The organism is Nocardia sp. FBN12 (assembly GCF_050320175.1).
Lineage (GTDB): Bacteria > Actinomycetota > Actinomycetes > Mycobacteriales > Mycobacteriaceae > Nocardia.
The window spans coordinates 1,610,968-1,633,698 of sequence record NZ_CP190048.1 but is presented as its reverse complement, the minus strand read 5'-3'; the positions used below and the strand labels follow the sequence as shown (position 1 = coordinate 1,633,698).

Annotated in this window: 20 protein-coding genes; 6 read left to right on the top strand and 14 right to left on the bottom strand. The window is 67.1% G+C overall.

Annotated features, from left to right (window positions below; all coding sequences use genetic code 11):
* Positions 1-97 precede the first annotated feature (97 nt).
* The 5 genes from ACQHI0_RS08075 to ACQHI0_RS08055 are packed head-to-tail and all read left to right on the top strand — an operon-like array spanning position 98 to position 5,757.
* A complete protein-coding gene (locus ACQHI0_RS08075) occupies positions 98-964 on the top strand; it encodes an isocitrate lyase/PEP mutase family protein (RefSeq protein ID WP_427907301.1) in 867 nt (288 codons plus the stop codon).
* A 17-nt stretch (positions 965-981) separates the two neighbouring features.
* The gene (locus ACQHI0_RS08070) at positions 982-2,226 is read left to right on the top strand and encodes a 3-isopropylmalate dehydratase large subunit (protein ID WP_427907300.1); all 1,245 of its coding nucleotides are present in this window, start codon (positions 982-984) and stop codon (positions 2,224-2,226) included.
* On the top strand, positions 2,223-2,756 hold the full coding sequence (locus ACQHI0_RS08065) for a 3-isopropylmalate dehydratase (RefSeq protein WP_427907299.1): 534 nt from the start codon (positions 2,223-2,225) through the stop codon (positions 2,754-2,756). The genes ACQHI0_RS08070 and ACQHI0_RS08065 overlap by 4 nt, the downstream gene beginning before the upstream one ends.
* Entirely contained in the window at positions 2,753-4,102 is a 1,350-nt protein-coding gene (locus ACQHI0_RS08060) for an MFS transporter (protein WP_427907298.1), read from the top strand. Before ACQHI0_RS08065 ends, ACQHI0_RS08060 begins: the two co-directional genes overlap by 4 nt.
* Positions 4,099-5,757, top strand: coding sequence for a class I adenylate-forming enzyme family protein (locus ACQHI0_RS08055; RefSeq protein WP_427907297.1), 1,659 nt, complete (start codon positions 4,099-4,101; stop codon positions 5,755-5,757). The genes ACQHI0_RS08060 and ACQHI0_RS08055 overlap by 4 nt, the downstream gene beginning before the upstream one ends.
* Positions 5,758-5,891: 134 nt before the next feature.
* Here the strand turns inward: ACQHI0_RS08055 and ACQHI0_RS08050 are convergent, their stop codons facing one another.
* From ACQHI0_RS08050 to ACQHI0_RS08040, 3 genes are all read right to left on the bottom strand, one after another.
* Positions 5,892-7,010, bottom strand: a complete 1,119-nt coding sequence (locus tag ACQHI0_RS08050) for a phosphotransferase (protein ID WP_427907296.1) — start codon at positions 7,008-7,010, stop codon at positions 5,892-5,894.
* 263 nt (positions 7,011-7,273) lie between these two features.
* Positions 7,274-7,675, bottom strand: a complete 402-nt coding sequence (locus ACQHI0_RS08045; protein WP_427907295.1) for a zinc-binding dehydrogenase — start codon at positions 7,673-7,675, stop codon at positions 7,274-7,276.
* A 277-nt stretch (positions 7,676-7,952) separates the two neighbouring features.
* Positions 7,953-9,014, bottom strand: a complete 1,062-nt coding sequence (locus tag ACQHI0_RS08040) for a dihydrodipicolinate reductase (RefSeq protein ID WP_427907294.1) — start codon at positions 9,012-9,014, stop codon at positions 7,953-7,955.
* 250 nt (positions 9,015-9,264) lie between these two features.
* Between ACQHI0_RS08040 and ACQHI0_RS08035 the strand changes: the two genes are divergently transcribed.
* Positions 9,265-9,975: a TetR/AcrR family transcriptional regulator C-terminal domain-containing protein gene (locus ACQHI0_RS08035; RefSeq protein ID WP_427907293.1), complete on the top strand. Its 711-nt coding sequence runs from the start codon at positions 9,265-9,267 to the stop codon at positions 9,973-9,975.
* A gap of 122 nt (positions 9,976-10,097) precedes the next feature.
* Here the strand turns inward: ACQHI0_RS08035 and ACQHI0_RS08030 are convergent, their stop codons facing one another.
* The 11 genes from ACQHI0_RS08030 to ACQHI0_RS07980 are packed head-to-tail and all read right to left on the bottom strand — an operon-like array spanning position 10,098 to position 22,303.
* The gene (locus tag ACQHI0_RS08030) at positions 10,098-11,579 is read right to left on the bottom strand and encodes a flavin-containing monooxygenase (protein WP_427907292.1); all 1,482 of its coding nucleotides are present in this window, start codon (positions 11,577-11,579) and stop codon (positions 10,098-10,100) included.
* Between the two features lie 8 nt (positions 11,580-11,587).
* A complete protein-coding gene (locus ACQHI0_RS08025) occupies positions 11,588-12,760 on the bottom strand; it encodes a hydroxymethylglutaryl-CoA synthase (protein WP_427907291.1) in 1,173 nt (390 codons plus the stop codon).
* On the bottom strand, positions 12,757-13,815 hold the full coding sequence (locus tag ACQHI0_RS08020) for a hydroxymethylglutaryl-CoA reductase (RefSeq protein WP_427907290.1): 1,059 nt from the start codon (positions 13,813-13,815) through the stop codon (positions 12,757-12,759). Before ACQHI0_RS08020 ends, ACQHI0_RS08025 begins: the two co-directional genes overlap by 4 nt.
* On the bottom strand, positions 13,812-14,906 hold the full coding sequence (gene fni / locus ACQHI0_RS08015) for a type 2 isopentenyl-diphosphate Delta-isomerase (RefSeq protein WP_427907289.1): 1,095 nt from the start codon (positions 14,904-14,906) through the stop codon (positions 13,812-13,814). Before fni ends, ACQHI0_RS08020 begins: the two co-directional genes overlap by 4 nt.
* Positions 14,903-15,985, bottom strand: coding sequence for a phosphomevalonate kinase (locus ACQHI0_RS08010; protein WP_427907288.1), 1,083 nt, complete (start codon positions 15,983-15,985; stop codon positions 14,903-14,905). Before ACQHI0_RS08010 ends, fni begins: the two co-directional genes overlap by 4 nt.
* Complete coding sequence (gene mvaD, locus ACQHI0_RS08005; RefSeq protein WP_427907287.1) at positions 15,982-17,079, bottom strand: diphosphomevalonate decarboxylase; 1,098 nt, start codon at positions 17,077-17,079, stop codon at positions 15,982-15,984. The genes ACQHI0_RS08010 and mvaD overlap by 4 nt, the downstream gene beginning before the upstream one ends.
* Complete coding sequence (mvk, locus tag ACQHI0_RS08000) at positions 17,076-18,122, bottom strand: mevalonate kinase (protein ID WP_427907286.1); 1,047 nt, start codon at positions 18,120-18,122, stop codon at positions 17,076-17,078. Before mvk ends, mvaD begins: the two co-directional genes overlap by 4 nt.
* Before the next feature lie 38 nt (positions 18,123-18,160).
* A complete protein-coding gene (locus ACQHI0_RS07995) occupies positions 18,161-18,958 on the bottom strand; it encodes a methyltransferase family protein (protein WP_427907285.1) in 798 nt (265 codons plus the stop codon).
* Positions 18,949-19,944 carry a fatty acid desaturase gene (locus ACQHI0_RS07990; RefSeq protein ID WP_427907284.1) on the bottom strand — a complete coding sequence of 332 codons (996 nt, stop codon included), beginning with the start codon at positions 19,942-19,944 and terminating at the stop codon, positions 18,949-18,951. Before ACQHI0_RS07990 ends, ACQHI0_RS07995 begins: the two co-directional genes overlap by 10 nt.
* Positions 19,945-19,994: 50 nt before the next feature.
* Positions 19,995-21,257, bottom strand: a complete 1,263-nt coding sequence (locus ACQHI0_RS07985) for a hypothetical protein (protein WP_427907283.1) — start codon at positions 21,255-21,257, stop codon at positions 19,995-19,997.
* Positions 21,254-22,303 (bottom strand): polyprenyl synthetase family protein, encoded by a 1,050-nt coding sequence (locus tag ACQHI0_RS07980; protein WP_427907282.1) that lies wholly within the window; start codon positions 22,301-22,303, stop codon positions 21,254-21,256. Before ACQHI0_RS07980 ends, ACQHI0_RS07985 begins: the two co-directional genes overlap by 4 nt.
* Positions 22,304-22,731: the final 428 nt, after the last annotated feature.

Sequence of the window (22,731 nt, the reverse complement as noted above, 5' to 3'; positions counted from 1 at the left end):
ACATCCACCGACCGGGGTTGACTTTGTGACCCGCACCACCTTACCGTACATATCGTCATGTGAAACACATTCCGCATCGCGAAACGGAGGGTGGACTGTGCGCAGCCCGAACCTGAAAGACCTCACGACCCGCGGCCTCGTCTACGCACCCGGCGTCTGGGATGGCCTGACCGCCCGCCTCGCCGAGCAGGCGGGCTTCAGCGCACTGTGCGCCTCGGGATTCGCCGTCTCGGCAGCACTCGGCCTCCCCGATGCCGAGCTCTACACTCAGACCGAGAACCTGCAGGCGGTCCGCACGATCCGGGAGTCGTCGAAGCTGCCGCTCGTCGCCGATATCGACACCGGTTACGGCAACGCCGTCAACGCCGCGCGCACCGCCGCGAAATTCGCCGACGCGGGTGTCGGCGGCATGTTCATGGAGGATCAGGTCTCCCCCAAGTCCTGCCCCATCTGCGTGGGCGAGCCCGTCGACCTGATCACCGTCGCCGAGGCGACCGGCAAGATCCGCGCCGTCCGCGACTCCATCCCCGATGATGTGCTGCTGATCGCGCGCACCGACGCGCGGGGCGACGAGGCGATCCGCCGCGCGCGGGCCTACGTCGAGGCGGGCGCGGACATGATCATGCCGGTCACCAAGACCTTCGACACCGTCGAACAGTGGCAGCGCTGCCACGAGGAAGTCGGGGTTCCGCTCATGGCCACCCTCACCGCGTCGACCTGGACCGAACGCGATTTCACCCCCGAGGTCCTCGACCAGATCGGCGTCCGCCTCGCCCTGCTGCCCACCCAGGTCCTGATGGCCGTGGCCGGAGCCGCCCGCGAGACATTGCGGCGGCTGGCCGCGGGCGAGGCCCCGGCCCAGGTGAGCGCCGACGCGCTCCAGCATCACGAATTCGTGGAACTGATCGGCTTCCCCGAGGTCGAGGCCATGCAGAACAAGTACCTGCCGGCCAAGGAGCAGTGATCGCTGTGGGTTACACGATGACAGAGAAGATCCTCGGCCGCGCCACGGATCAGCAAACGGTCCGGGCCGGCGAGAACCACCCGGTGCGGCCCGCGCGCATGATCGCCTATGACTTCCCCGGCTACACCGACGTGATGTTCCGCCAGATGCGCGAGGACTTCGCGATCACCGAGCTCGAGGACCCCGGCCGCTACATCGTCTTCATCGACCACATGCTCACCAAGCGCAACGACAAGGAAACCGAAGTCCACCAGGTCACCCGCGACTGGTGCGAGTTCTACGGCATCGAACTGCACGAGGGCCGCGGTATCGGCCACCAGCTCACCGCTGAGCTCGGCCTCGCCATCCCGGGCGAGTTCCTCGTCCACTTCGACGGCCATATCAGCGGAATCGGTGCCTTCGGTGCCCTCGGCTGGGGCATCCGGCGCGACCTCATCGAAGCCTGGGTCACCGGTCAGGTCTTCGTCGACATCCCCGCCACCACCCGCTTCGACCTCGTCGGCGAGTTCCCCTCTGGCGTCGACAGCCGCGACCTCGTGCACACCATCATCGATCTGGTCGGCGCCGACGGCTGCGCGCATCAGGTGATGGAATTCGGCGGCCCCGGCGCCCGTTCCATGGCCATCGACCATCGCCAGGGCCTGTGCGGAATGGCCATGTTCACCGGTGCTGTCTCGGCGATCTTCGAACCAGACGAGATGTCGCTGGCCTACGCCGACGAGGTCGCCCGCCGCGCCTTCGACCCGGTGTATCCGGATGCCGACGCCACCTACGCCGCCCGCCACACCATCGACCTCGCCACCCTCACCCCGCGCGTGGTGCTGCCCGGGTCGGCCCGCGCCGTCAACACCAAGACGGTCCGGGAACTCGCAGGCACCCCGATCACGAAGGCCTTCATCGGCTCCTGCGCCAGTGGTCGTATCGAGGATCTGCGGGCCGCCGCCCTGGTTCTCGACGGCCGCAAGGTGGCACCCGGTGTGGAACTCAATGTCGTCCCGACCTCCCAGCAGGTGTACGAGCAAGCCGAGCGAGAAGGCATTCTCGACGTGCTCCGCACCGCGGGTGCGCATATCAACATATCGAGTTGTGACTTCTGCTTCGGCTACCAGAAGCCGTTGCAGCCCGGCGAGAACTGCATCTCCACCGGTGTCCTGAACATCTCCGGCCGGATGGGCAGCCCCGACGCCAACATCTACATGGGCTCCCCCTACACGGTGGCCGCCAGTGCCCTCACCGGCACCATCCAGGAGTCGAACCAGTGAGCGCCTATCCCCCACCCGCGGATCTCATCGAAGGCAGGGTCGCCTGGATCTTCGGCGACGATTTCGATATCGACCTCGTCGTCGGTGTCGCCAATATCAAGTCCTACGACCCCGACCACCTGCGATCGGTCTGTATGCGGGTCTACGACCCCACCTTCACCGACCGCGTCCGTCCCGGCGATATCATCGTCGGCGGCCGTAACTTCGGCTACGGCCATCCGCATTACCCGCCCATGGTCGCCCTCCGCAACGCGGGCATCGCCGCCATCGTCGCGGAATCCTTCTCGCCCGGCTTCTGGCGCGGCGAGACCTTCAACGGCATGCCGTTGATCACGATCCCCGGCGTATCGACCGCGGTACAGGTCGACGACGCGGTGGCCCTCGACTGGCGCGCCGCCGCCCTGCGCCTGTCCGACGGAACCCACCTGGTCGGCAACCCACCGAGTCCGCGGACCGTCCAGGTCATCGAAGCCGGTGGCTCCTATGAACTCCTGCTCGCCGAGCACGCACGCGAAAGACAGGCTCAATGACGAACACAGAATCTCGCGTCGGGTCCGATCACCTGCACCCCACCGGACCACGGCCGGCGACAGCCGCGAAGAAATCGAACTCCGTGGCCCGCCGCGCCGCCATCGCCGGCGGCGTCGGCACCCTCATCGAGTACTACGACTTCGCGGTCTACGGCTTCCTCGCCGTCACCATCGCACCCCTGTTCTTCCCCTCGGAGAATTCCGGGGTGTCGATTCTGTCGACGCTCGCTGTTTTCGGTGTCGCCTATGTCGCCCGTCCCCTCGGCGGCATCTTCTTCGGCCGCCTCGGCGACCGCCGCGGCCGCCGCTCCGCCCTCGTGATGACGGTGGTGAGCATGGGCGTGGCCTGCGGCATCCTCGGCTTGCTGCCCACCCATTCGGCTGTCGGTGTGCTCGCCCCGATCCTGCTGGTGCTGGTCCGTCTCGCCCAAGGGTTCTCGGCCGGCGGCGAAGTCGGTGGCGCGGCCACCTATATCGCCGAGTCGGCGCCACCGCGCAAACGCGGCTTCTTCGGGTCCTTCACCCCGGTCGGCTCCACTCTCGGTTTCGCCGTGGCCGCCGCCGTGGTGGGCGTGGTGTCGCTCGCCACCACCGACGAGCAGATGCAATCGTGGGGCTGGCGCATCCCGTTCCTGCTCGCGCTGCCGCTGGCTTACGTCTGCCTGCGCGTCCGGATGAAGCTGGAGGACACCCCCGAATTCGAGGAGATGGCGGAGAAGGAGCAGGTCGCCAAGAGCCCGCTGCTCGACACTGTCACCAAGAGCCCGTGGTCTGTCCTGCGGGTCGTCGGGATCGCCATCGCGATGAACGGCTCCGGTTATATCGGGCTGACCTACTTCAGCGTCTATCTGATCAATGACCTCGGCTTCTCCAAGGACTCCGTCTACTGGACCTCGGCGGTCGCCATCGCGCTGGCCTGCGCCACCTTCCCGCTCAGCGGCATGCTCACCGACAGGTGGGGACGCAAACCGGTGCTCATCGGCGGCTATCTCGGCTACGTCGTGCTCGCGCTGCCCGCCTTCATGATCATGGGCGCGACGTCGAGCATCCTGGTCATCGGCATCGTCTACTTCGTGTACATGGTTCTCAACGGCGTGGTGCAGGTCCCCGCGTTCCCCCTGTTCACCGAGCTCTTCCCCCGCACGGTCCGCTACACCGGTGTCTCCCTCGGTTTCAATATCGGCACTATCGCCGCAGGCGGAACCGCCCCCTATGTCGCCGCCCAGCTCGTGGAATCGACCGGCAACGCGATGTCACCCGCCTACTGGGTGATGGGTGTCTGCGCCATCGGCCTCCTCACCGTCGCGACCATCCGCGAAACCGGACACAAGGAACTCCCCGCGTGAGCGCCGGTGACACCGGGACAGCACCCGAAGCCGACCCGAACTTCGACACCCTCGTGCGGGCATGGCACGACCGGGTCCAGCACGAGCCCGACGCCCCGGCCCTCGTGTACTTCGACACCACACTGACCGTGCGCGCAGCGGACGACCTCGCCAACGCACTCGCGGCCGCACTGGCCGACCGCGGGGTCGGACACGGTGAGCGGGTGGGCATCCACCTGCAGAACATTCCGCACTACGCACTCGTCCTGCTGGCCCTGTGGAAGCTCGGCGCGGTCGCCCTGCTGCTCAACCCGATGTATCGCGGCCGGGAACTGCGCGAGCTGGTCAGTGACGCGGAGCCGGTCGGGGTCATCACCACCGATCGCGATGTGCAGCAGGTCCGAGACGATGTCGAGGGCACCACGGTCGCGTGGGTGCTGGGTACCGCGGAGTCAGACCTGCAGTCCCGCAACGATTCCCGGGTGTTCGAGGTCGACGCTGCGGCAGGAGGCCGCCGTACCGACCCGCCGCCCAGCGACCTGCTCGCTGTGGCCGACGCCTACATCGGCAGGAAACCCCCGCAGGTCCAGGTGCGCGGCGACGACATGGCGTTTCTCGCCTACACCTCCGGCACCACCGGCCCGCCCAAGGGCGCGATGAACTCACACGCCAATGTCCGCGCGGTGACCACCCGGTTCGCCGAACTCGCGAGCATCACCCCCGGCGATGTCGTCTTCGCCCTGGCCCCGCTGTTCCATATCACCGGAGCCGTCGTCATCGGCGCCCTCGCGCTCACCGAACGAACCGCACTGGTTTTCACCGGCCGATTCGACACCGACGTCGCCGTCGACGCGCTCAGCGAACACCGCGTCACCTACACGATCGGTTCGATCACCGCGTTCAACGCGATGATGAACTCCGAATACGCCACCGCCGCGCACTTCTCCACCATCAAGACGCTGTTCAGCGGGGGTGCCCCGGTCCCGCCGAGTACGATCGCCCGATTCCGCGAACGGTTCGGCCATTACATCCACAACGCCTACGGCATGACCGAAACCTCGTCGGCTGTCACCGCCGTACCACCCGGAACGAGTGCCCCGGTCGACCCGGACAGTGGCACCTTGTCCATCGGCCGACCGCTGCCGGGAGTGACCCTCGAGGTCGTCGACGCTGAAGGCGGCACCCTTCCACCCGGCAGCCAGGGCGAACTCGTCGTCACCGGCCCACAGGTCATTCGCGGATACTGGCGTAAACCCGAGGAATCCGCGGCCGCCCTGCCCGGCGGCCGTCTCCGCACCGGCGACAGCGCGATCGTCGACGAACGGGGCTGGGTCTACCTGGTCGACCGGATCAAAGATCAGATCAATGTCTCCGGGTACAAGGTGTGGCCGCGTGAGGTCGAGGACGTCCTGTACGAGCATCCGGCCGTGCTCGAAGCAGCCGTCGTCGGCCGACCCGACGAGTATCGAGGTGAGTCGGTTGCCGCCTATGTTTCGCTCAAGGCCGGACACGACGTCCGGGCTGACGAGCTGATCTCGTTCGCCCGAGAGCGCCTCGCGCCCTACAAGCGACCGAGGGAACTCGAGATCATCGCGGAACTGCCCAAAACACACACCGGCAAGATCCGTCGGCGCGCGCTTCGGCCACCACACGCCGACAACCGAACCACCCAGTGAGAGCGCCGACCCGCGTCGATGCGCCACCCGCACAACGGCTTCGGCGGCGACGGTGCGCGGCGTCGTCGAGCAATGCGCGAAAGCTCGTCCGGCTGCCGCGTCGATGACCGCAGCGATCGACGGGAGCGGCCGGGTCAGTGCAATGCGCCCGGTAGGAGATCGTCGATCGCGGCGGCGCTGCGCGTGAGCATGGTGTGGAACATCTGGTCGCCGCGCGGAGTGGGAGCGGCCGCACCGCAACCGAATACGACGATCAGCGGAGCGTGGATCAGGGACGACACGTAGTCGGCCCAACATTGCTCCGGGCGGTAGCCGGTGACACCGTGCCGGGTGAGCGCTCGGTGGTAGTCGGCGATGATGGCGCGCTCGTGCCGGCGGCGGTCCTCGATCGTGAGGCTCGTCGAGAGCAGGAAGGCGATATCGCGCAGCGGTTGCCCAGGGGTGATCGTCTGCCAGTCCAGCAGCGTCACGGTGCCGTCCGGCGCGAACATCACATTGTCGACGCGAAGATCACCGTGCAGCAGCGCGAAATGCCGCAGCGGGGCGATCAGCCACTCCCCGGCGGACGCGACGAGCCACCTGACGGCGGCCCGCTCGAGGTCGGTGAGCCGATCATCGAAACGCTCGACGAAGGCGTCGGCCATCGGCCCGAGCACCGAGTCCATCAGGTCCCGATCCTCGGCAGTGGGCAGCGACAGGCCCGGCACCTGGAACAACGTGTCGTCACACCAGCGCGGGGCGTGCAGGCCGGCGGCGGCGACGGCGACCGCGCGCGCCTGTTCGGCGGTACAGCCGGCGATCTGGTCGCCCTGCACCGCCGGCGCGAGATCATCGAGTAGCAGCACGAATTCGCTGCCGGATTCCGAGACGACGCCCGCGTGACAGCCCGGCACCGGGGCCCGCAGCGTCGGCGCCAGATCGCGATAGAAGCGCACCTCGTTGCGGAAGGCGCCAGCGCCGAACCGGCGATGCTCCTCGGAACCGATGGCGAGTTTGGCGATCATGCTGACCGGCAAGCTGGCGCTGTCGCGATAGCGCAGCAGCAGCCGGTACGAGCCGGCCATCTGACCCGAACCCACCGGCGTGACGGTCACGCTGTCGACCTCGACAGGGTGACCGTGTGCCCGTAGTGCCGCGGTGATCCAGGCGGGGGTGAGCGAGCCCGGATCGGTCGGGATGCCCTCCGAAACTGTTCTGGGAGAAGCATCTTCGGCTTCGGGCAGTTGTGGCGGGAGATGTACACCCGATGACATCGGCAGGCACCTCCGGTGCGGCGATCTGTCAGTGGTCGAGCGTGATTCGCATCGCCAGAGGAACCCAATTTAGAACACGTTATCGCCAGAGCATGCGGATTCGAATCATTTGTCCAGGCCCCTGAGCGGGAGTTCAGCTCCGCCGAAAGCAGGCAGCTACACCCGGCATCCCCGCGGGCGCCGACTCGCGTTCCAGTCCGCTGGGGCCGGGAGCCGGCCATCGCTACGCGGCCCGCTCTCGGCGTCAGTCGCCGAGCCATCTCTCATGCCACCTCGATGACGACTTTGCCTGCGGCGTGGCCGTTTTCGACGGTGGCGAGGGCGGCCGGTGCGTCGGAGAGCTGATGGACCGCCGTGATCACGGGGGCGAGGACGCCGTCCAGTGCCAGCCGAGCGGACCGCTCGAGACTCTCGCGGTCGAGGCGACGTTCGACGAAACGTCCACCGAGATCGGACACCGACGCATCGCCAACGGCGATGATGTCTCGGGCGTTCCTGGCCAGCGGAGCGACTGTCCGCAGCACGGCGCCTCCCACCAGATCGACGATCCCGGCGACGTTGACCCGGATCAGGACCTCACCGCGCCCCGGAACAGGGTCGGGGCGATCGAAGAACTCCTGCACCTCGGGCCCGCCGTACTTACCGAAACCCCATGCCTGCCCCATTTTTTGCCGCCTCTCGTCTGACCGGCCCGGTGGGTTCCGGGCGCTGCGGCAATCCTCATCACTCACATGGATGTCAGGGGCAACGGAGTGAGAGGCGGATCACCGCATCGGAGGAGGCTATGCGACCGTTTCCGAGGTGGTGGAGTGCTCCGCTCGGACTCACGCCCGTGCGCTCGGACAGCTCACCAATCCGCATCCTGAGACCCTACGAAGCCGCGACATCCGACACAGTACCGAGCACAAGTCTCCGGCTGCCGGAGGAGTCATCCGGTGCGGTTCATCCCCGCGCGATGATGTTGCGGGGCAAGGTGAGTGGCAGATCGTTATAGGTCGCGATACCTGGTGCTGCCGCGACGACCGCGGGTATCGCGTGGATGGGCGGCATGGCGGTCATGATATGGCCGAGGACCATGAAATCGGCGATCGTCTCGGCGTGGAAATCGGGCGGGGGGAGGAAGCCGACGGTCATGTTCACGGTCGGCCTGCCCGCGACGGTGATCTTCCAGCCGTCGCCGTCGATCTTCCAGTCCGGATCCAGCGTCTGGCCCTTACGCCAGCGGACATTGATGTCGATGATGACCCGATCGCCGACACGGCCCTGCCAGCTGACGGCCACACCGGCCACGCAGCCCTTGGCAATAGTCCATGACCCGAGGTCCAGATCGTCGGTGGTTTGCGCGTATTCGGCCTGGCAGACGATCTCGTCGAGTTCGATATTCAGCGAATCCGCCACCAGCCGAACGGCTTCAGCGAACACCGCGGTGCCCTGGGCGGCCATACCGGGCAGGTCAAGATCGTCGATCGGGGTGCCGAAGCCCACCGGCCGTTCGGTGGCCGGCGAGTCGTAGAAGGTGGTGTCGGCGGACTCGGCGATAGTCACCTTGTCGACCCGGTCGCACGCGTTCGCCGCGACGATCGCAAGCAATTGGGCGAAGCCGGGACTGACCCCGGAGCCGAATATCGTCGACCCGCCGCGCCGGCACGCCGCTTCCAGCCGTTCGCGCTCATCACCCAGATTGTGGCCGGTGATGAACGACGCGGTGGTCACCATGTTCGCTCCCGAGGACAGGATGCGCACTGCTTCCTCGACGTCGAACCACATGGGGTTGTAGATCACGCAATCGGGTTTCAGGGCGAGCAGCGATTCGATGTTGTCGGTGGCGGTCACACCGAGTGGCGCCCCGCCTGCCAGCTCACCGATATCGCGCCCGACTTTGTCGGGTGACCATGCGAAGCATCCGACCAGATCGATGGCGGGATCGGCGGCGAGGGCCCGCACGGAACTCATTCCTACGTTCCCGGTGGTCCACTGGACGACGCGGTATTCGGCAGCTGACATCGGTACCTCTTCCCTGCTGCGAGCGATGGTGCCCAGCGACTCCGACGCGACTGGGAACGACGACCGTGGGCTTCTTCCGCACGGCTCGCACCGGTCTTGTCTACCCGCGCGAGCGCCCGCACGGGGGCGTTTTGCCCACTTTTTCCCTGGAGCAGAAAAATACATTCTCGAATCAGAGATCACTCCTCTCGCCTGGCATGCCGGGAGGACGCGGAGCCGAAGGTTTCGCCGAGGTCTCTAGGCTGAGACGGTGAGCGGACAGAAGTTCGGCGGGCCCGATACGCATGCGGAATCCGGGCGGACGCGCGGTCGTGGCCGACCGCAGAAGATCAGCCGTGAACAGATCATCTGCGCCGCTCGGAGTGTGGCGCCCGAAGTGCTGACGATGCAGGCCGTCGCCGACGTGCTCGGAGTCGATCCCACCTCCCTCAACTATCACGTGGGCGGAAAAGCGGGCTTGCGCGAACTGGTCGCCCGGGATGTCTTCGAGTCCGAGCTCCGTCGCGTGGTACTGCCTGCCGAGGGTGATTGGCGCCAGGTCCTGACGCTCTTCGCGACAGCGTTGCGCGATGCCGTCGTCGTCGTGGGGACCTTGGTCCCCTATCTGCGACCCTCCCACGCAGGCGGTTCGGCCACGTTGGCTTCGGTGGAGCGCGTCCTGCGAGCATTGGTGGAGGCGGGCTTCGGGATCGAAGAAGCCCGGGGCGCACTGATGCTCGTCACCGATGCCGCCGCTTCGGCTGGGCGCGACGCCCTCACCGCCCAACGGGGCGGAGATCCCGATGTGGCGGAATTGGCAGCAGCGTTGAGCGTGGTCCCCGAGACGAATTTTCCGATGCTTCGCGACGTGGTCGCCATCAGCCAGCGGCCACGTCGAGACGCCGAGGAAGATCGGCTCTCCTTCGATCTCACGGTGATCATCGCTGGATTGCAGCACAGACTCACTACCAACAGGCGCTGAGCGCGACCGCCTTCTCGTCACCGTGCCGCATGAGCGCCTACACCGAGTACAGGTGCGCCCGTAGTCAGGAGGCCGGGCCGCTCAGCAGACCGACCGCCGGCACGGTGACGTCGACGGTGCGGTCATGGTGTCTTGACGGTGGTGTCATAGGCGTCGATGTCGAACTCTCGCACCAATCGCCGGTATCGGAAGCTGAAGTCCGGCCACAGCGCCGAGTTGTTGCCGTGTTTGTCGAGGAACCAGCTGGTGCAGCCGCCGTGCACCCAGACGGTCCGGGCCATCTTCGGCTGGAGCCGCTTGTTGTATTCGACCTGCGCGTCCAAGCGGACCTCGAACGATTGCAGGTTGCGCTGCTCCATAGTGGTGAGCGCGTCGACGATGTAGTTGATCTGCGATTCCATGGTGTAGATCAGCGAGGTGTAGTTCAACCCGGAGTTGGCGCCGAGCATGAAGAAGATGTTCGGGAAGTTGGCGACCGTGGTGCCCTTGTACATGTGGTAGCCCTCGGCATCGGCTGCCTCGGACAGAGTCCGGCCGTCGCGACCGGTGTACAGGTTGAAGGTCGGCGAATCGGCGACGTGGAAGCCGGTGGCCAGCACGATGGCGTCCACCTCCCGCTCGGTGCCGTCCTCGGCCACGATCGAACCGCTGCGGATCTCGGCGATGCCGTCGGTGACGACGTCGACGTTGTCACGATCGAGCGCACCGTAGAACTTGTTCGACACGAGCATGCGCTTGCAGCCGATCCGGTGCTGAGGCATCACTTTTCGACGAAGTTCCGGGTCACGGATCTCGAAACGCATCTTGAATCGCCCGACCGTCTCGAGCACGATGCCGGTCCACGGATACTTCACTTGCGTGATCACGTACAGCTCGCGGGCGAGGTAGATCAGCGCCCGGATCGACCGTTGCAGGCCCGGAATGTGCTTGAACGCGAAGCGTTCCAGTCCGGAGTAGGGCCGCAAGATCTGTGGCATCACCCAGGTGGCGGTGCGCTGGTAGACATCGAGGTGCGCCACCTCGGGCACGATCGACGGGACGATCTGCACCGCCGAGGAACCGGTGCCGATGACCGCGACCTTCTTACCGGCCAGGGTGGCGTCGTGGTTCCACCGCGCGGAGTGGAAGATCTCCCCCTCGAAGCTCGAGATGCCTTTGATATCAGGAAGATTCGGCTCGGCCAGCACACCGGCCGCCGAGATGATGAAGTCCGCGGTGAAGGTGTCCTTACTGGTCTCGATGTCCCACCTGCGGTCGGCGTCGTTCCAGCGGGCCGCGGTCAGCGCGCAGTCGAAAATGTGTTTGTCGCGTACGCCGTAGCGTTCGGAAACGGTGCGCAGGTACCGCTCGATCTCAGGCTGTGGTGAGAACGACCGGGACCAGTCGGGATTGAGCGCGAACGAGTACGAGTACAGATGTGAGGGCACGTCGCAGCCCGCACCGGGATAGGTGTTGTCGCGCCAGGTTCCGCCGACATCGGGACCGCGTTCGATGACCACGAAGTCGGAAAGGCCACGTTGGCTGAGCCTGATGGCGGCGCCGAGGCCGGAGAGCCCGCTGCCCACGATCATGACCTGGACGTGGCGGGTGTCGTTACTGCTCATGGGTGTCCTCAGCGGGATTCGTAGATGCGTTTGTGACCGGAGACGGCGGCCAGCCGGAACGGGCGCCGCGTTTCCTCGGCCATGGCGTGGTAGGCGCCGTCACTGGGCGAGGTGGCCTCGTGCAGTTCACGATAGTGCTCGTAACCCAGCAGCTCACGGGAGCTGATCGCCGCCTGGTTCGCCTCGGTGCGCAGGTGCGCGCGGTAGCCGGGTTGTACTGTGCCGCTGAAGAACTCGGCGACACTGCCCGACCCGTAGCTGATCATCGCCAGTGCCTTGCCGGTGAGATCACCGGCATGATCGAGCAGCGAGGCCAAACCCAGGTAGAGCGAGGCGGTGTAGCTGTTGCCCACCGTGCGGTTGTAGGTCGTCGTCGTGCCGATCGCGGCCTCGATCGCGGCGGCGTCGGCGGTGTGGCCCTGGCTTTCGAGCAGGTGGCGGTGGGCCTTGTAGGCCATCTTGGTGAAGGGCTGGTGGTAGCAGAACGCGGCGAACTCACCGAGCTCTCGCCCGCCCTGGCGGCGGTAGTCGGTCCATGCCTCCTGGGCAGCCTTCTGATAGGCGTTGACCGAGGTCTTGCCGTCGACGATGGCTTCGGTGCGGTAGTTCGGGCGCCAGAAGTCCATGATGTCGGCGCTGTAGAGACCCGAGATCGGATCCAGCGCCAGGATCGCCGGGTCCGCGGTGACCAGCATCGCGACCGCGGCGGCGCCCTGGGTCGGCTCCCCCGGGGTGTCGAGTTCGTACTTCGCGATGTCGGCGGCGATCACCAGCACGCGCTGCGACGGGTCGCGCGCGATCAGCCCGGCCGCGAACTGCAGCCCGGCGGTACCGCCGTAGCAGGCCTGCTTGAGCTCGACGACGCGGGCGGCGTTGGGCAGCCCGATCAGCGAATGCAGGTACAGCGCAGCGGCTTTGGACTGGTCGACACCGGTCTCGGTGGCCAGCAGCACCGTACGGATGTTGTCGGTGCCGTGCCGCTCGAGGATGGGCTGGGCGGCAGCCGCGGCGATGGTGACGATGTCCTCGTCGGCGGCGGCGACGCTCATCTTCTCCTGGCCGATGCCGAGGTAGAACTTGTCGCGATCCACCCCGAGTCGTTCGGCGAGGACGGCGTGATCGAGGGCGTAGTGGGTGGTGGCAAACGTTAGGTCGTGGATACCGACCGGCGTAGTTGTCATCGTGGGCTTCCGTTGCTCGTGGTGGACCGCTCGAATTGGGTATGGGCACGCATCAATTCACCGCGATTGGTCTGTGCCGCCATCAGCGACAGCTCCCCGCACAACACGGTGGCTGCCCCGATCACCGCGAGGCGCCGGGCGTTCTCGCCGGGCTGCCGGTCTTCGCGGCAACCGAGGCGTTCGAGGTTCTCGTCGACGAAACTCGCGTGCTTGCCGTTGCCGACCGTGCCCACGATCAGGTTGGGCAGGGTGCACGAGAAGTAGAGGTCGCCGTCACGATCCTCGGCGTGGGTGATGCCCTGGGATCCTTCGACGATATTGGCGGCGTCCTGACCGGTCGCCAGGTAGTACGCCAGCAGCATGTTGGCGTAATGCGCGTTGGCGGAACGGATTCCGCCTGCCAGGAGGGTGCCGATCAGGTTCTTGCGGATGTTGAGTTGCACCACCTGCGCGGCGGTGGTGTGCAGACGCTGGGAGACCACCTCGTGCGGGATGAGCAGTTCGGTGATCACGTTCTTACCGCGTCCGAGAATGCCGTTGACCGCGGTGGCCTTCTTGTCGGTGCAGTAGTTGCCCGAGATCGAGCCGTAGCGCACACCGGGCATGGTCGACAGGATGTGATCCATCAGGTGGTCGCTGGCCAGAGTCGCCATGTTGTGGCCCGACGCGTCACCGGTGGTGAATTCGAAGCGCAGGAACAGCAGGTTGCCTGCGATCTGGTGGTGCAGGTCGATCAGCCGGGCGAAACGACTACTGCCCGAGACCACCTCCTGGAGCTCGGCCATGCGGCCTTCCAACTGCTGGACCGTGGTGTATGCGGTGTAGGCGTCGTCGGCTTCCAGCAGGATCGAGCGCGTCATCCGCTCGTCGATCAGCGTCGCGACGATGCCCTTCTCGGCCAGGGTGCTGATCCGCGCGCCGCGCCCGACCGAGGGCCACAGCGGGGTTTCGTAGGTTGCCAGCGGGACGTCGACGGCATCGTCGACGACATTTCCGGTAATGCGCACAGGGCCCACCCACTGCAGCGGCACCGCCGCGTACGACATGTCATTCATGGGTGACTCCTTCTCGAGGTTTCCGATTCGCGCCACCAGGGGCTCCGGTGGGCAAGTGCTGCGATGTCGATGCCGCGCAGCCGGCAAAAGGTCGCGACATCGCCGGTGATGAGCAGGTCGGCGCCGACCAGATCCGCTGGGGTGCGGGCGCCGAGGACGGTGAGGATGGTGCGCAGTTGGTCGAGCCAGGTCCCGATCTTGGCGACCAGGGCGTCGGTGTCGTGGCTCACCAGGGTTTCCAGGAACGCCCCGGCGACACCGGTCGCGTTGGCGCCCAACGCGAGTGCGCGCGCGATGTCCAGTGGCGAGCGGATACCACCGGAGGCGGCGATATCGATGCCCGGGATGTCGGCGCAGTCGAGCAGGCAGTTCGGGGTGGACTGGCCCCAGCTCTCGATGAACGCGAAGTCGCCGCCTGCGCGCCGATCGTTCTCGATACGGGCGAAATTGGTGCCGCCGCGGCCACCGACATCGGCGACGGACACGCCCGCGTCGCGCAACCAGGTGACGGTCTGCCTGCTCAGGCCGAACCCGACTTCCTTGACGAAGACCGGTACGGCGGTATCGGCGACGATGCGTTCGATCTGGCGAGGCCAGGCACCGAACGAGCGGTCGCCTTCGGGCATGACCACTTCCTGCACGGCGTTGAGGTGGATCTGCAGTGCGTCGGCTTCGAGGAGATCGATGGCGCTGCGCACCTGGTCGACGGTGGCGTTCGCGTTGACGTTGGCCAGTACGAAGCCGTGCGGATTCTCTTGCCGCAGTACCCGATAGGTGCCCGCGACCGAGCGATCACGGAAGTAGGCACTCATCGAGCCCGACGCGATCGGGATGCCGGTCTCGCGTGCGGCGATGGCGAGCTGACGGTTGATCTCGCCGGTCTTGGTGCTGCCGCCGGTCATCGCGTTGACGTAAAGTGGTGTGTCCCACTGTTTTCCGGCGACATCGACGGCCAGGGACACCTCATCGGCATCGATGCCCGCTAGCGCGTGGTGGACGAAAGTGACCGAGTCGAAGTCACTGATACCGGTGGCCTGGCGTTGGTGGTTCACCGCGTGGCGAACGTGGTCGTCCTTGCGATCGGCGATCATCGGTGGTCCCCTTCGGCTGGGTGGGTCCGCAGGGGCAGCGGGCGGATTCCGGCGGTGATCCAGCGGCCGGTGAGTTCGGCGATCGCGGCGGGGCGGGTGCGTTCGATGAGCGCGATGCCACAGTCGCCGCCACCGGCGCCCGAGGGCTTGGCGGCGGCGCCGACTGCCGCGCCCGCCGCACACAAATCATGCAGGCGTGGCGTCATGATGCCGAGGCCCGACCTGGCGTCGAGGTCGACGAGCAGTGTTCGCGCGCTGTCGATTTCGGCGCGCACGGCCTGGGAATCGTCGGCCTCGACGGCGGCGACGAGTCGTTCGACGCAGTCGTTGCTGCGCGCCCGGAAGGTGGTTCGGTCACCGTCGAGGCCGGCGACCAGCGCCGGTGTGGAGGCGGGGTTTCCGGTCCAGCCGACCTGCAGGGCGAGCTCGGCCGGGGTGGGTAGCGGGCGTACCGACAGGCCCGGCCACGGTGCGCGCAGGGTGGCGGCGACGCCGTCGCGGGCGAGCGAGCCTGCCACGTGGGCGCGGTCCGGAGATCGGTAGGCGAGCCACCCGCCCCAGGTGCTCGCCGCCACATCGCCGCCGGAAGCGCGGGGGTTGACCGCGATCGTGGCGAGCATGGCCAGCCGGTAGCGGTCCATGAGATCGAGCTCGAGGGCGAAGTACTGTCCGAGCGCGGCGACGGTCGCCACCGTGACGGCCGCGCTGGAACCCAAGCCGAACTTGCGGCCGTCGGCGTCGCCGAGGTCGGCGGTCGTGGTCAGCCGGAAGGACGAGGCGGGGATGTCGCGTTCCACGAGCAGGCGGTGAACTACTGAAACGGCGGCGAAGACATACGAAAATGCCGCGGGCACACCAGCATCGGAGGCGGGTGCCAATTCGTCACCGTGACGCGTGCAGGGCAGCGTGCGGCCGTCGTCCAGATCCGAATGCAGGATGATGTCTTCGCCGGGATTCGCCGGGATCACCGTGGCGGTCGCGTAGCGGTCGACCGCCGTGAGCACCGCGAGGTGTCCCGGTTCGACCACGGCATATTCACCGGCGATGAAGAGTTTTCCGGGCGCGCGACAACTGATCATCGATCGCCACCCGCCGCGAGTTGCGCACCGAGCGTCGTCGGTGTCGCGCCCGATGTCGTCAGCGATGCGCCGGGGCCGATGTGCGCGGTCCGAGTGGTGACGAAATCGCCGAGGCCGACCAGTGTGGCGTTGACTCGCGGTGCGTCGCCGCGGGTGCACAGGACCTTGACATTCGGCCCGGCATCGATCGTGGCGTACGCCATGATCCCGTCGGCGCGCAGCGCGAGCACCGCGTCGAGGATGGCGATCGAATGCGGTGACAGGTACCGGATTCCGGGGCGAGCGGTGAGCATGGTGGCGTGCATGCCGAGGGCGTTGCGCTCGGCGATCTCCCCGATCGCGGGAAGATCCCGGCGGGCAACAGCTTTGCGCATTTCGGCCAGGTCGAGCACCGAAGATTCCGCCCACGGGCGATAGAACGGTGACGTGGCCGTGGTCTCGCGCATGGCGACCCGGCTCGAGACCGCCTTCGCGCCCTGATTCACCACGGCGACCACCAGGGCGGGGTCCAATTCGTCGCCGCCGATCGGCTCCGCGTACGAACTCTCGTCTCCCGCAACACCTTCCCCCTCCCCCGCATGCCACACGACGAAACCACCGAAGATGGACCGGGAAGCCGAACCGGAGCCGCGCCGGGCCAGGCGCGACAAGGCGCGAGGGTCCAGATCGAGCTCGTAAGCGGCTGCGGCGGCGGTGGCCAGTGCCGCGAAGCCACTCGCCGACGAGGCCAGACCGGCGCCGGTCGGCCCGGCATTGGAGGTCACTACCCGCGCACGGTCGGACCGACCGGCCTTGGCGCGCACCAGATCCAGAAACGTTTCGATGCGGGCCAGCGCGGCACCGGTCGCGGCGACGCCGTTGAACTCGACGACATCCCTGCGACCGTCGATCACGCGCACCGACGTGGTGGTCGGGAAGATATCGAGGGTCATCGACAGACTGCCGGTGACGGGCAGGAACAGCTCTTCGTCCCGCTTACCCCAGTACTTGACCAGGGCGATGTTCGGATAGGCGACCGCCGTCGGCCCCTCCTCGGTCGGCCCGGTTGCGGTGTCACCGACCGTGCCTGCGATTGATGCTGAGCTGAAAGTCATTGGTTGGCACCGTGTTCCGATGTCGAGACGGATAGGGACTGCACGCGTGAACGCAGGCTGCGCGTGGGGACGGTCCAGGTCTGCGTGGCGCCGGCGCGACGCAAGGCGGCGCTGACCGTGCGCGCGTCGCCGGGTCGAGTGAGCGCGAGCACGCAGCCGCCGAGACCGGCGCCGGTGAGTTTGGCACCGTAGGCGCCCGCATCGAGCGCCGCGGCGACCAGGGTGTCGATGTGCGGGGTGCTGACGCCGAGTTCGGCCAGCAGGTCCTGGAATTCGAGCATCGCCCGGCCCAGGGATTGCGCCTGCCCGGCCGAAAGGTCTACCGCCGCACCGCTGATCAGCTCTTCCGCCCTGGCCAATACCCGCCGCGCCGTCCGTTGGTCCCGTTCGAGTGTGCGGCGCACCCCGGCGACCGCGTGCTGCGTGGACCCCGGCACCCCGGTATCGGCGATCACCAGGGCGGCGTCGAGACCGATATCGAGTGCGGTGGCGGTGCCCTCGTGGAACCGGATCGGGCCGTCGGCCAGCACCGCGCTCGCATCGATGCCGCTGGCTCTGCCGTGCGCCACCTGTTCACCGCACTGCACGAGTTCGTAGAGCGTGGCGGCATCGACGGTCCGGCCGTGCAGGTCGGCGACCGCGCGCACCGCCGCACCGGCGCAGGCCGCACTCGATCCGAGCCCACGAGCGAGCGGAATGTCGCACTCCATCACCACATCCGCGATATGACCGGTCAGGCCCCAGCGCCGCAACGCCTCCTCGACCGCGACGCGCGGCCCGGACAACGCGTTCTCCACGGCGTTCGGGTCGCCCGCGACGAACCCGAAGTGCCCTTCGGGAACCTCGATGACACCACCCGGCGTGCCGGGACGCGCGATCGCCCGCACCGACAGGGTCGGCAGCGGTAACGCGATGGCGGGCGTCCCGTGCACCACGGTGTGCTCACCCAGCAGGATCGCCTTGGCGTGGGCCCGACCGACACCACGGACCGGGCCGGTCGCCGCGCAGCTGTGCTCAGCGCGTTCTCGAACGGGACTGTTCACATCGATTCCTCTCCAGACTCGCACCCGGTGCGTGCCGGTTACCGAGACGATCGGCCGAAAACGGCGCGCACGGACGGGAAGAACGCGGGCACCTGCGCGGCGTACGCGCGATAGGACGCACCGAACCGGGCGATGAGATCGCGCTCCTCCAGATAGGTTCCGAGCAGGATGTACCCCGTCAGCCCGAGCGCCCACACCAGGTGCCCGGCAGTGAACTCACTGGCGAACCAGAACGACACCAGCAGGCCGGTCATCAACGGATGACGAACCAGTTTGTAGACGCCGTTCACCTGCAGCCGGTCGACCGTCGCGTCCGGTACCTGGATCACGTACTGGCGATAGGCCTGACTGATGCCGAGCAGGTGGAAGTGGTTCAGCAGCAGGGTCGCCGCGTAGACCAGCACGAAACCGATCCAGAACCCGGTGTCGAGCACCACCCCGAGCGCGCCGTCGGCCGACCACAGCACGTGCGGTACCGGCTGCCACGCCAGCATGATCACCCACATCACCAGGCAGACGCCGATGATGTAGACAGTGCGCTCGAGCGCCTCCGGCACCCAGCGGGTGAGGAACGCCTTGAACGAGGGCCGGGCCATCCCCGAGTGCTGCAGCGCGAACAGCGCGAGCAGCATCAGGTCGATCGCGATCGCGGGAACCGCCGACAGGTGTGGTCCCTTGTCCACCGTCTTCGGCAGCCACCAGCCGCCGGCGAACAGCAGCATCAGCGGCACCGTGATGCCGGCGAAACCGTAGACGGCGAAGGAGAACAGGAACGGGACGAGCCGCGAGGGGCTCGTCACCACGCCCCGAACCTGTTGCGGTGACATCAGATCCATGCGAACCACGGCAGGTAGCGTGAGCGAACGGTGCCCGCTTCCAGACGCGACTCGAGGCGCGCCTTCCACTTGTTGCCGTACCCCTCGTTGAGGAAGCCGCCGGGCACGACCAGACGCCAACCCGACTGCGCCACCATCCAATACGGCACGATGACGCCCGGGTTCACGTCACGCATGTAGTCGAGCTTGTCGGGGATCTGGCTCCAGTGGATGCCGGGGTAGCGGTGGTGCACGCTGTGGTAGCCCTGGTTGAAGATCAGGAAGTTGAGGATGTTGCCCGCGTTGTTCAGCGAGGTGCTCGGCTCATCGGTGAATCCGCGCGCGGGTGCATGGCTCAGCCAGGCGAAGTAGCCGGCGTTGACCTGGGTGATCAGGAACGGCACCCAGTAGAACAGCACGAACTTCTCGAAGCCGGCGACGTACCAGACGGAGCCGATCACGACGACGTACACCGCGAGATCGAGCATGAACTGGTGACGCGTCCTGCGACGACGCGGCGCCGGGTTCGCGGCGAAAACCGTACGCACCGTGTGGATCTTGACGACCATGCCGTAGCGCACCCAGTACCAGATGGCGCCGATGCCCTTGTCCATGCCGGTGGTCGCGGTGACGTCACCCGGGCCGTCGTTGAACCGGTGATGGTTGAGGACGTGCACCTCGCGCATCTCGGCCGCGGTCAGGTTGCCAGGCAGGCAGCACAGGATGTCGACCATCCGGTTGGGGAACTTGGACACGAACAGCGGGCGGTGGGTGTGCATGTGCATCACGCCGATGGTCAGCGAGAGGTTCAGCAGCGAGAGCACGATGATCAGCGGCACCGCGATCCACCAGGTGGAGGTGCCTGGCACGAACAACGCGGCCGACGTCATGCCGATCCACAGCACGATGTGAAGCAGCGGACCGACGTTGGATGCGTGCTCGAGTTTGAGCACGCGCCGGCTGAACGGCGGTTTCTCTGTGGGCGCGACGGGCGTTCCGGTGCTCATAGGAGAGCTCCTTCGCTAGTAGTGACGATCATCGAGGAGGTGTTCCTCGACTACTGGTGGCTGCTGTTGTCGAGAGCGGCGAGCTGCAGCCGGGTGGCCAGCGCCCGGAGCGCGTCGGGTTCGTGGCTCGGCACCCGCTCCATGGCACCGAAGGCCAGGTGATCGGCGATCATCATGGTGCGGATCGCCGAGTCGCAGAGTTCGCCGGTCAGGCGGCCTTCCGGCAGCGTGTGCACCAGCGCGAAGGTGGTGTCGACGATCAGCGGCATCAACGAGGTTTCCGTCGAGGCGAGGTCGCCCGCACCGAGCACCTGCGACGCCGACGCCGAGCCGGTGGTGAAATCCGGTGAGGCGTCGAGCATTTGATGGATCGCGAGATCGCCGCTGCGGCGTACACGCTCGAGCATCTTCGTCCAGTACACCGGCGAAACGGCGGCCAGCGTGGCCGCGGCGACCGGGCGCCGGAACGGCGACGGCGCGTCGACGGCGCCGCACAGGAATGCCGAGGTCGTAATCGTCATATACGCCATCGCCGCTCGCGCGCCCACGCTCGGCGTGCCGGGACCGAGCTTGGCCAGTAGCGCGAAACCACCGAGGGCGGGGGTGAGCTGACGCAGCATCACCATCCGGGTGAGCTCCGCACGGTCGGCGGCACCGTAGATCGCGAGTTCGTTGTCGCGCAGGTCGTTGGCCGACTGGGCGATCACCGCGACACAACCGGTCAGTTCCCGCAGATCCGCTTCGGGCAGCACATCTTCGGCGACCAGGGCGCACGCGTAGTGAGTGATCCGGCCGAGCACGCCCTCGCTGTAGGCGACACGGGTCAGGGGTGCGTCGATATTGCGGGCCATGACCCGGCCGACATCGGTGAGCACGTGTCCGACCCGCTCGCGCCCCTGCTCGGAGAGTGCCGTGAGCAGTGCCCTGATGTCGGCGATGCGCTCGGCGAGCACCCGGTCGACGGCTTCGCTGTCGCGGATCCTGCCCTCGAGCGCGGGCAGCGGCGGCGGGAGGGTATCGCTGGTGGCGTTGAGGTAGTCCACCGCCGCCAGCACAGCACTGCTCGCTACCGCGCGGTCGCTGAGATCTTCGAAGGCGTCGAGCACGCGACAGGCGAGCAGCGCGGCAGTGGCCTCGGCGCGCAAGGTCGCGGGCAGCAGACCGACGGCGATGCCCAGGTTACGGCCTGCGGGGATCAGGGCGAGCGCGGCCAGTTCCGCTGGTGACCGCGCGGCGCGCAGCGCGTCCAGATCCGGGGCGCGACGGAGATTGCGCAGTCCGCGGATCAGCAGGGGAAGTCGTGCTGTGCTCATCGGGAGATCACCTGCTCGAGGAGTTCGCGCAGGTCGTCACGCGCGAGGGAAGGACCGAAGACGTCCAGGGCGCGAGTGGCCTTCTCGGTGGCATCCATCGCGACCAGCCGGGCGGTTTTCGTCGCGCCGCTCTCGACCAGGTCTTCCCGCAAGGTCGCGCTGGAAATCTCCGCGTCCAGCCACATTTCACGGGCGCCCGGTCGCGAGCCGAGCCATTCGATGACCGGCCAGGTCGGCACCCGGCGTTCGAGGTCACCGCCGGCGTCCTTGCCGAGACCGGGTCCGCCCTCGATGTCGCGGACGTCATCCATGATCTGGAAGGCGAGCGCGAGCTGGTCGGCGTATTCCATCAGGGCGTGGAGCCGGTCGCGATCGACTCCGCCCGCGGTGCCGCCGTACGCGCACGACAGCCGGAACAGGGTGCCGGTCTTGGCGCCGGCCACGAGTTGGTAGTGACGGCGCAGCGCGACCTCGTCGATCGAGGGCGGCAGGGTCTCGATGAGCTGACCGTAGGACAGATCGGAGAGCCGGTCGGCGTAGGTGATGCCGGGTGCGTCGCCGACCCGCGCGAACACCTCGGGGTTGTCGGTCAGCACCCGGGCGACGACCTGCATCGACGCGCCCGCCAGGTGAAATCCGGCGCGGGCACTGGTGCGCACGCCGAACGCGGCGGGCACCGACGGTGCGTCGCGGCGCAGCAGTGAGCCGTCACAGATGTCGTCGTGGACCAGCGAGGACTCGTGCAGCATCTCCATCGCACAGGCCAGGTCGACGGCGTCGTCCAGCGGGGCCGCGGTGTCGACGGCATCGGGGAGCAACCCAGCGCAGGCCAGGACGAGCCGGGCCCGTACGCGCTTGCCGGGAGCGGCCAGGATATGGGTGTAGATCGCGTCGAAATCCTCACCGGTGATGAGCAGTTCGCGCAGTCGTGCGGTGACCAGCGCCAGTTGCTCGACCGGTCCGGCCGGTCTGGGCATGACCACCACCTGGTCGCCCGAGCGCTGGTCGTCCAAGTGCTGTGCTGCGGGTAGCGCGGGATTATCCATAGCGCTGAGCTCCTTTGGTGTGGTCACGATGCGGAGAGGGTCACCGGCGACTGCCGGACACGGGTTCATGGATTTCCGGCGGGGCAGTCGTAGCAAGTCACCTCTCGCAGCCAACGGGTTCGAGCGCCCCGTTCGCAGGCTACCGACGGGTAGTTTTGTCCAGGAACATCGAGATGTCAAGCCTCACAACATGTTTCAAGTTGGTGTAGGTATTCATGGTGCAGGCCAACGATTTACAGCCCTACCTGTCGACGCGCACAGCAGCGGTGACCGTCTGCCGATCACAGCGGTGCAGCGTAATCGCCTGCACTACAAAGGATTCCGCGTGTCTCGCGAGATTCAGACACGTACCCGCGAGCGGCCGGTACGCCCGAGGGAACACCGCGGGGGTCATCCGGCGATGCGTAGGGGTCGACCGTCACACGGTC

What these genes read in the sequence shown, in the direction of transcription:
- fni (WP_427907289.1), bottom strand. Translation starts at nt 14,906, where the DNA reads ATGATCGCCGATCGCAAGGACGACCACGTTCGCCACGCGGTGAACCAC.
- ACQHI0_RS08070 (WP_427907300.1), top strand. Translation starts at nt 982, where the DNA reads ATGACAGAGAAGATCCTCGGCCGCGCCACGGATCAGCAAACGGTCCGG.
- ACQHI0_RS07980 (WP_427907282.1), bottom strand. Translation starts at nt 22,303, where the DNA reads ATGGATAATCCCGCGCTACCCGCAGCACAGCACTTGGACGACCAGCGC.
- ACQHI0_RS07985 (WP_427907283.1), bottom strand. Translation starts at nt 21,257, where the DNA reads ATGAGCACAGCACGACTTCCCCTGCTGATCCGCGGACTGCGCAATCTC.
- ACQHI0_RS08030 (WP_427907292.1), bottom strand. Translation starts at nt 11,579, where the DNA reads ATGAGCAGTAACGACACCCGCCACGTCCAGGTCATGATCGTGGGCAGC.
- ACQHI0_RS08060 (WP_427907298.1), top strand. Translation starts at nt 2,753, where the DNA reads ATGACGAACACAGAATCTCGCGTCGGGTCCGATCACCTGCACCCCACC.
- ACQHI0_RS07995 (WP_427907285.1), bottom strand. Translation starts at nt 18,958, where the DNA reads ATGGATCTGATGTCACCGCAACAGGTTCGGGGCGTGGTGACGAGCCCC.
- ACQHI0_RS08050 (WP_427907296.1), bottom strand. Translation starts at nt 7,010, where the DNA reads ATGTCATCGGGTGTACATCTCCCGCCACAACTGCCCGAAGCCGAAGAT.
- ACQHI0_RS08025 (WP_427907291.1), bottom strand. Translation starts at nt 12,760, where the DNA reads ATGACAACTACGCCGGTCGGTATCCACGACCTAACGTTTGCCACCACC.
- ACQHI0_RS08020 (WP_427907290.1), bottom strand. Translation starts at nt 13,815, where the DNA reads ATGAATGACATGTCGTACGCGGCGGTGCCGCTGCAGTGGGTGGGCCCT.
- mvaD (WP_427907287.1), bottom strand. Translation starts at nt 17,079, where the DNA reads ATGACTTTCAGCTCAGCATCAATCGCAGGCACGGTCGGTGACACCGCA.
- ACQHI0_RS07990 (WP_427907284.1), bottom strand. Translation starts at nt 19,944, where the DNA reads ATGAGCACCGGAACGCCCGTCGCGCCCACAGAGAAACCGCCGTTCAGC.
- ACQHI0_RS08010 (WP_427907288.1), bottom strand. Translation starts at nt 15,985, where the DNA reads ATGATCAGTTGTCGCGCGCCCGGAAAACTCTTCATCGCCGGTGAATAT.
- ACQHI0_RS08045 (WP_427907295.1), bottom strand. Translation starts at nt 7,675, where the DNA reads ATGGGGCAGGCATGGGGTTTCGGTAAGTACGGCGGGCCCGAGGTGCAG.
- ACQHI0_RS08040 (WP_427907294.1), bottom strand. Translation starts at nt 9,014, where the DNA reads ATGTCAGCTGCCGAATACCGCGTCGTCCAGTGGACCACCGGGAACGTA.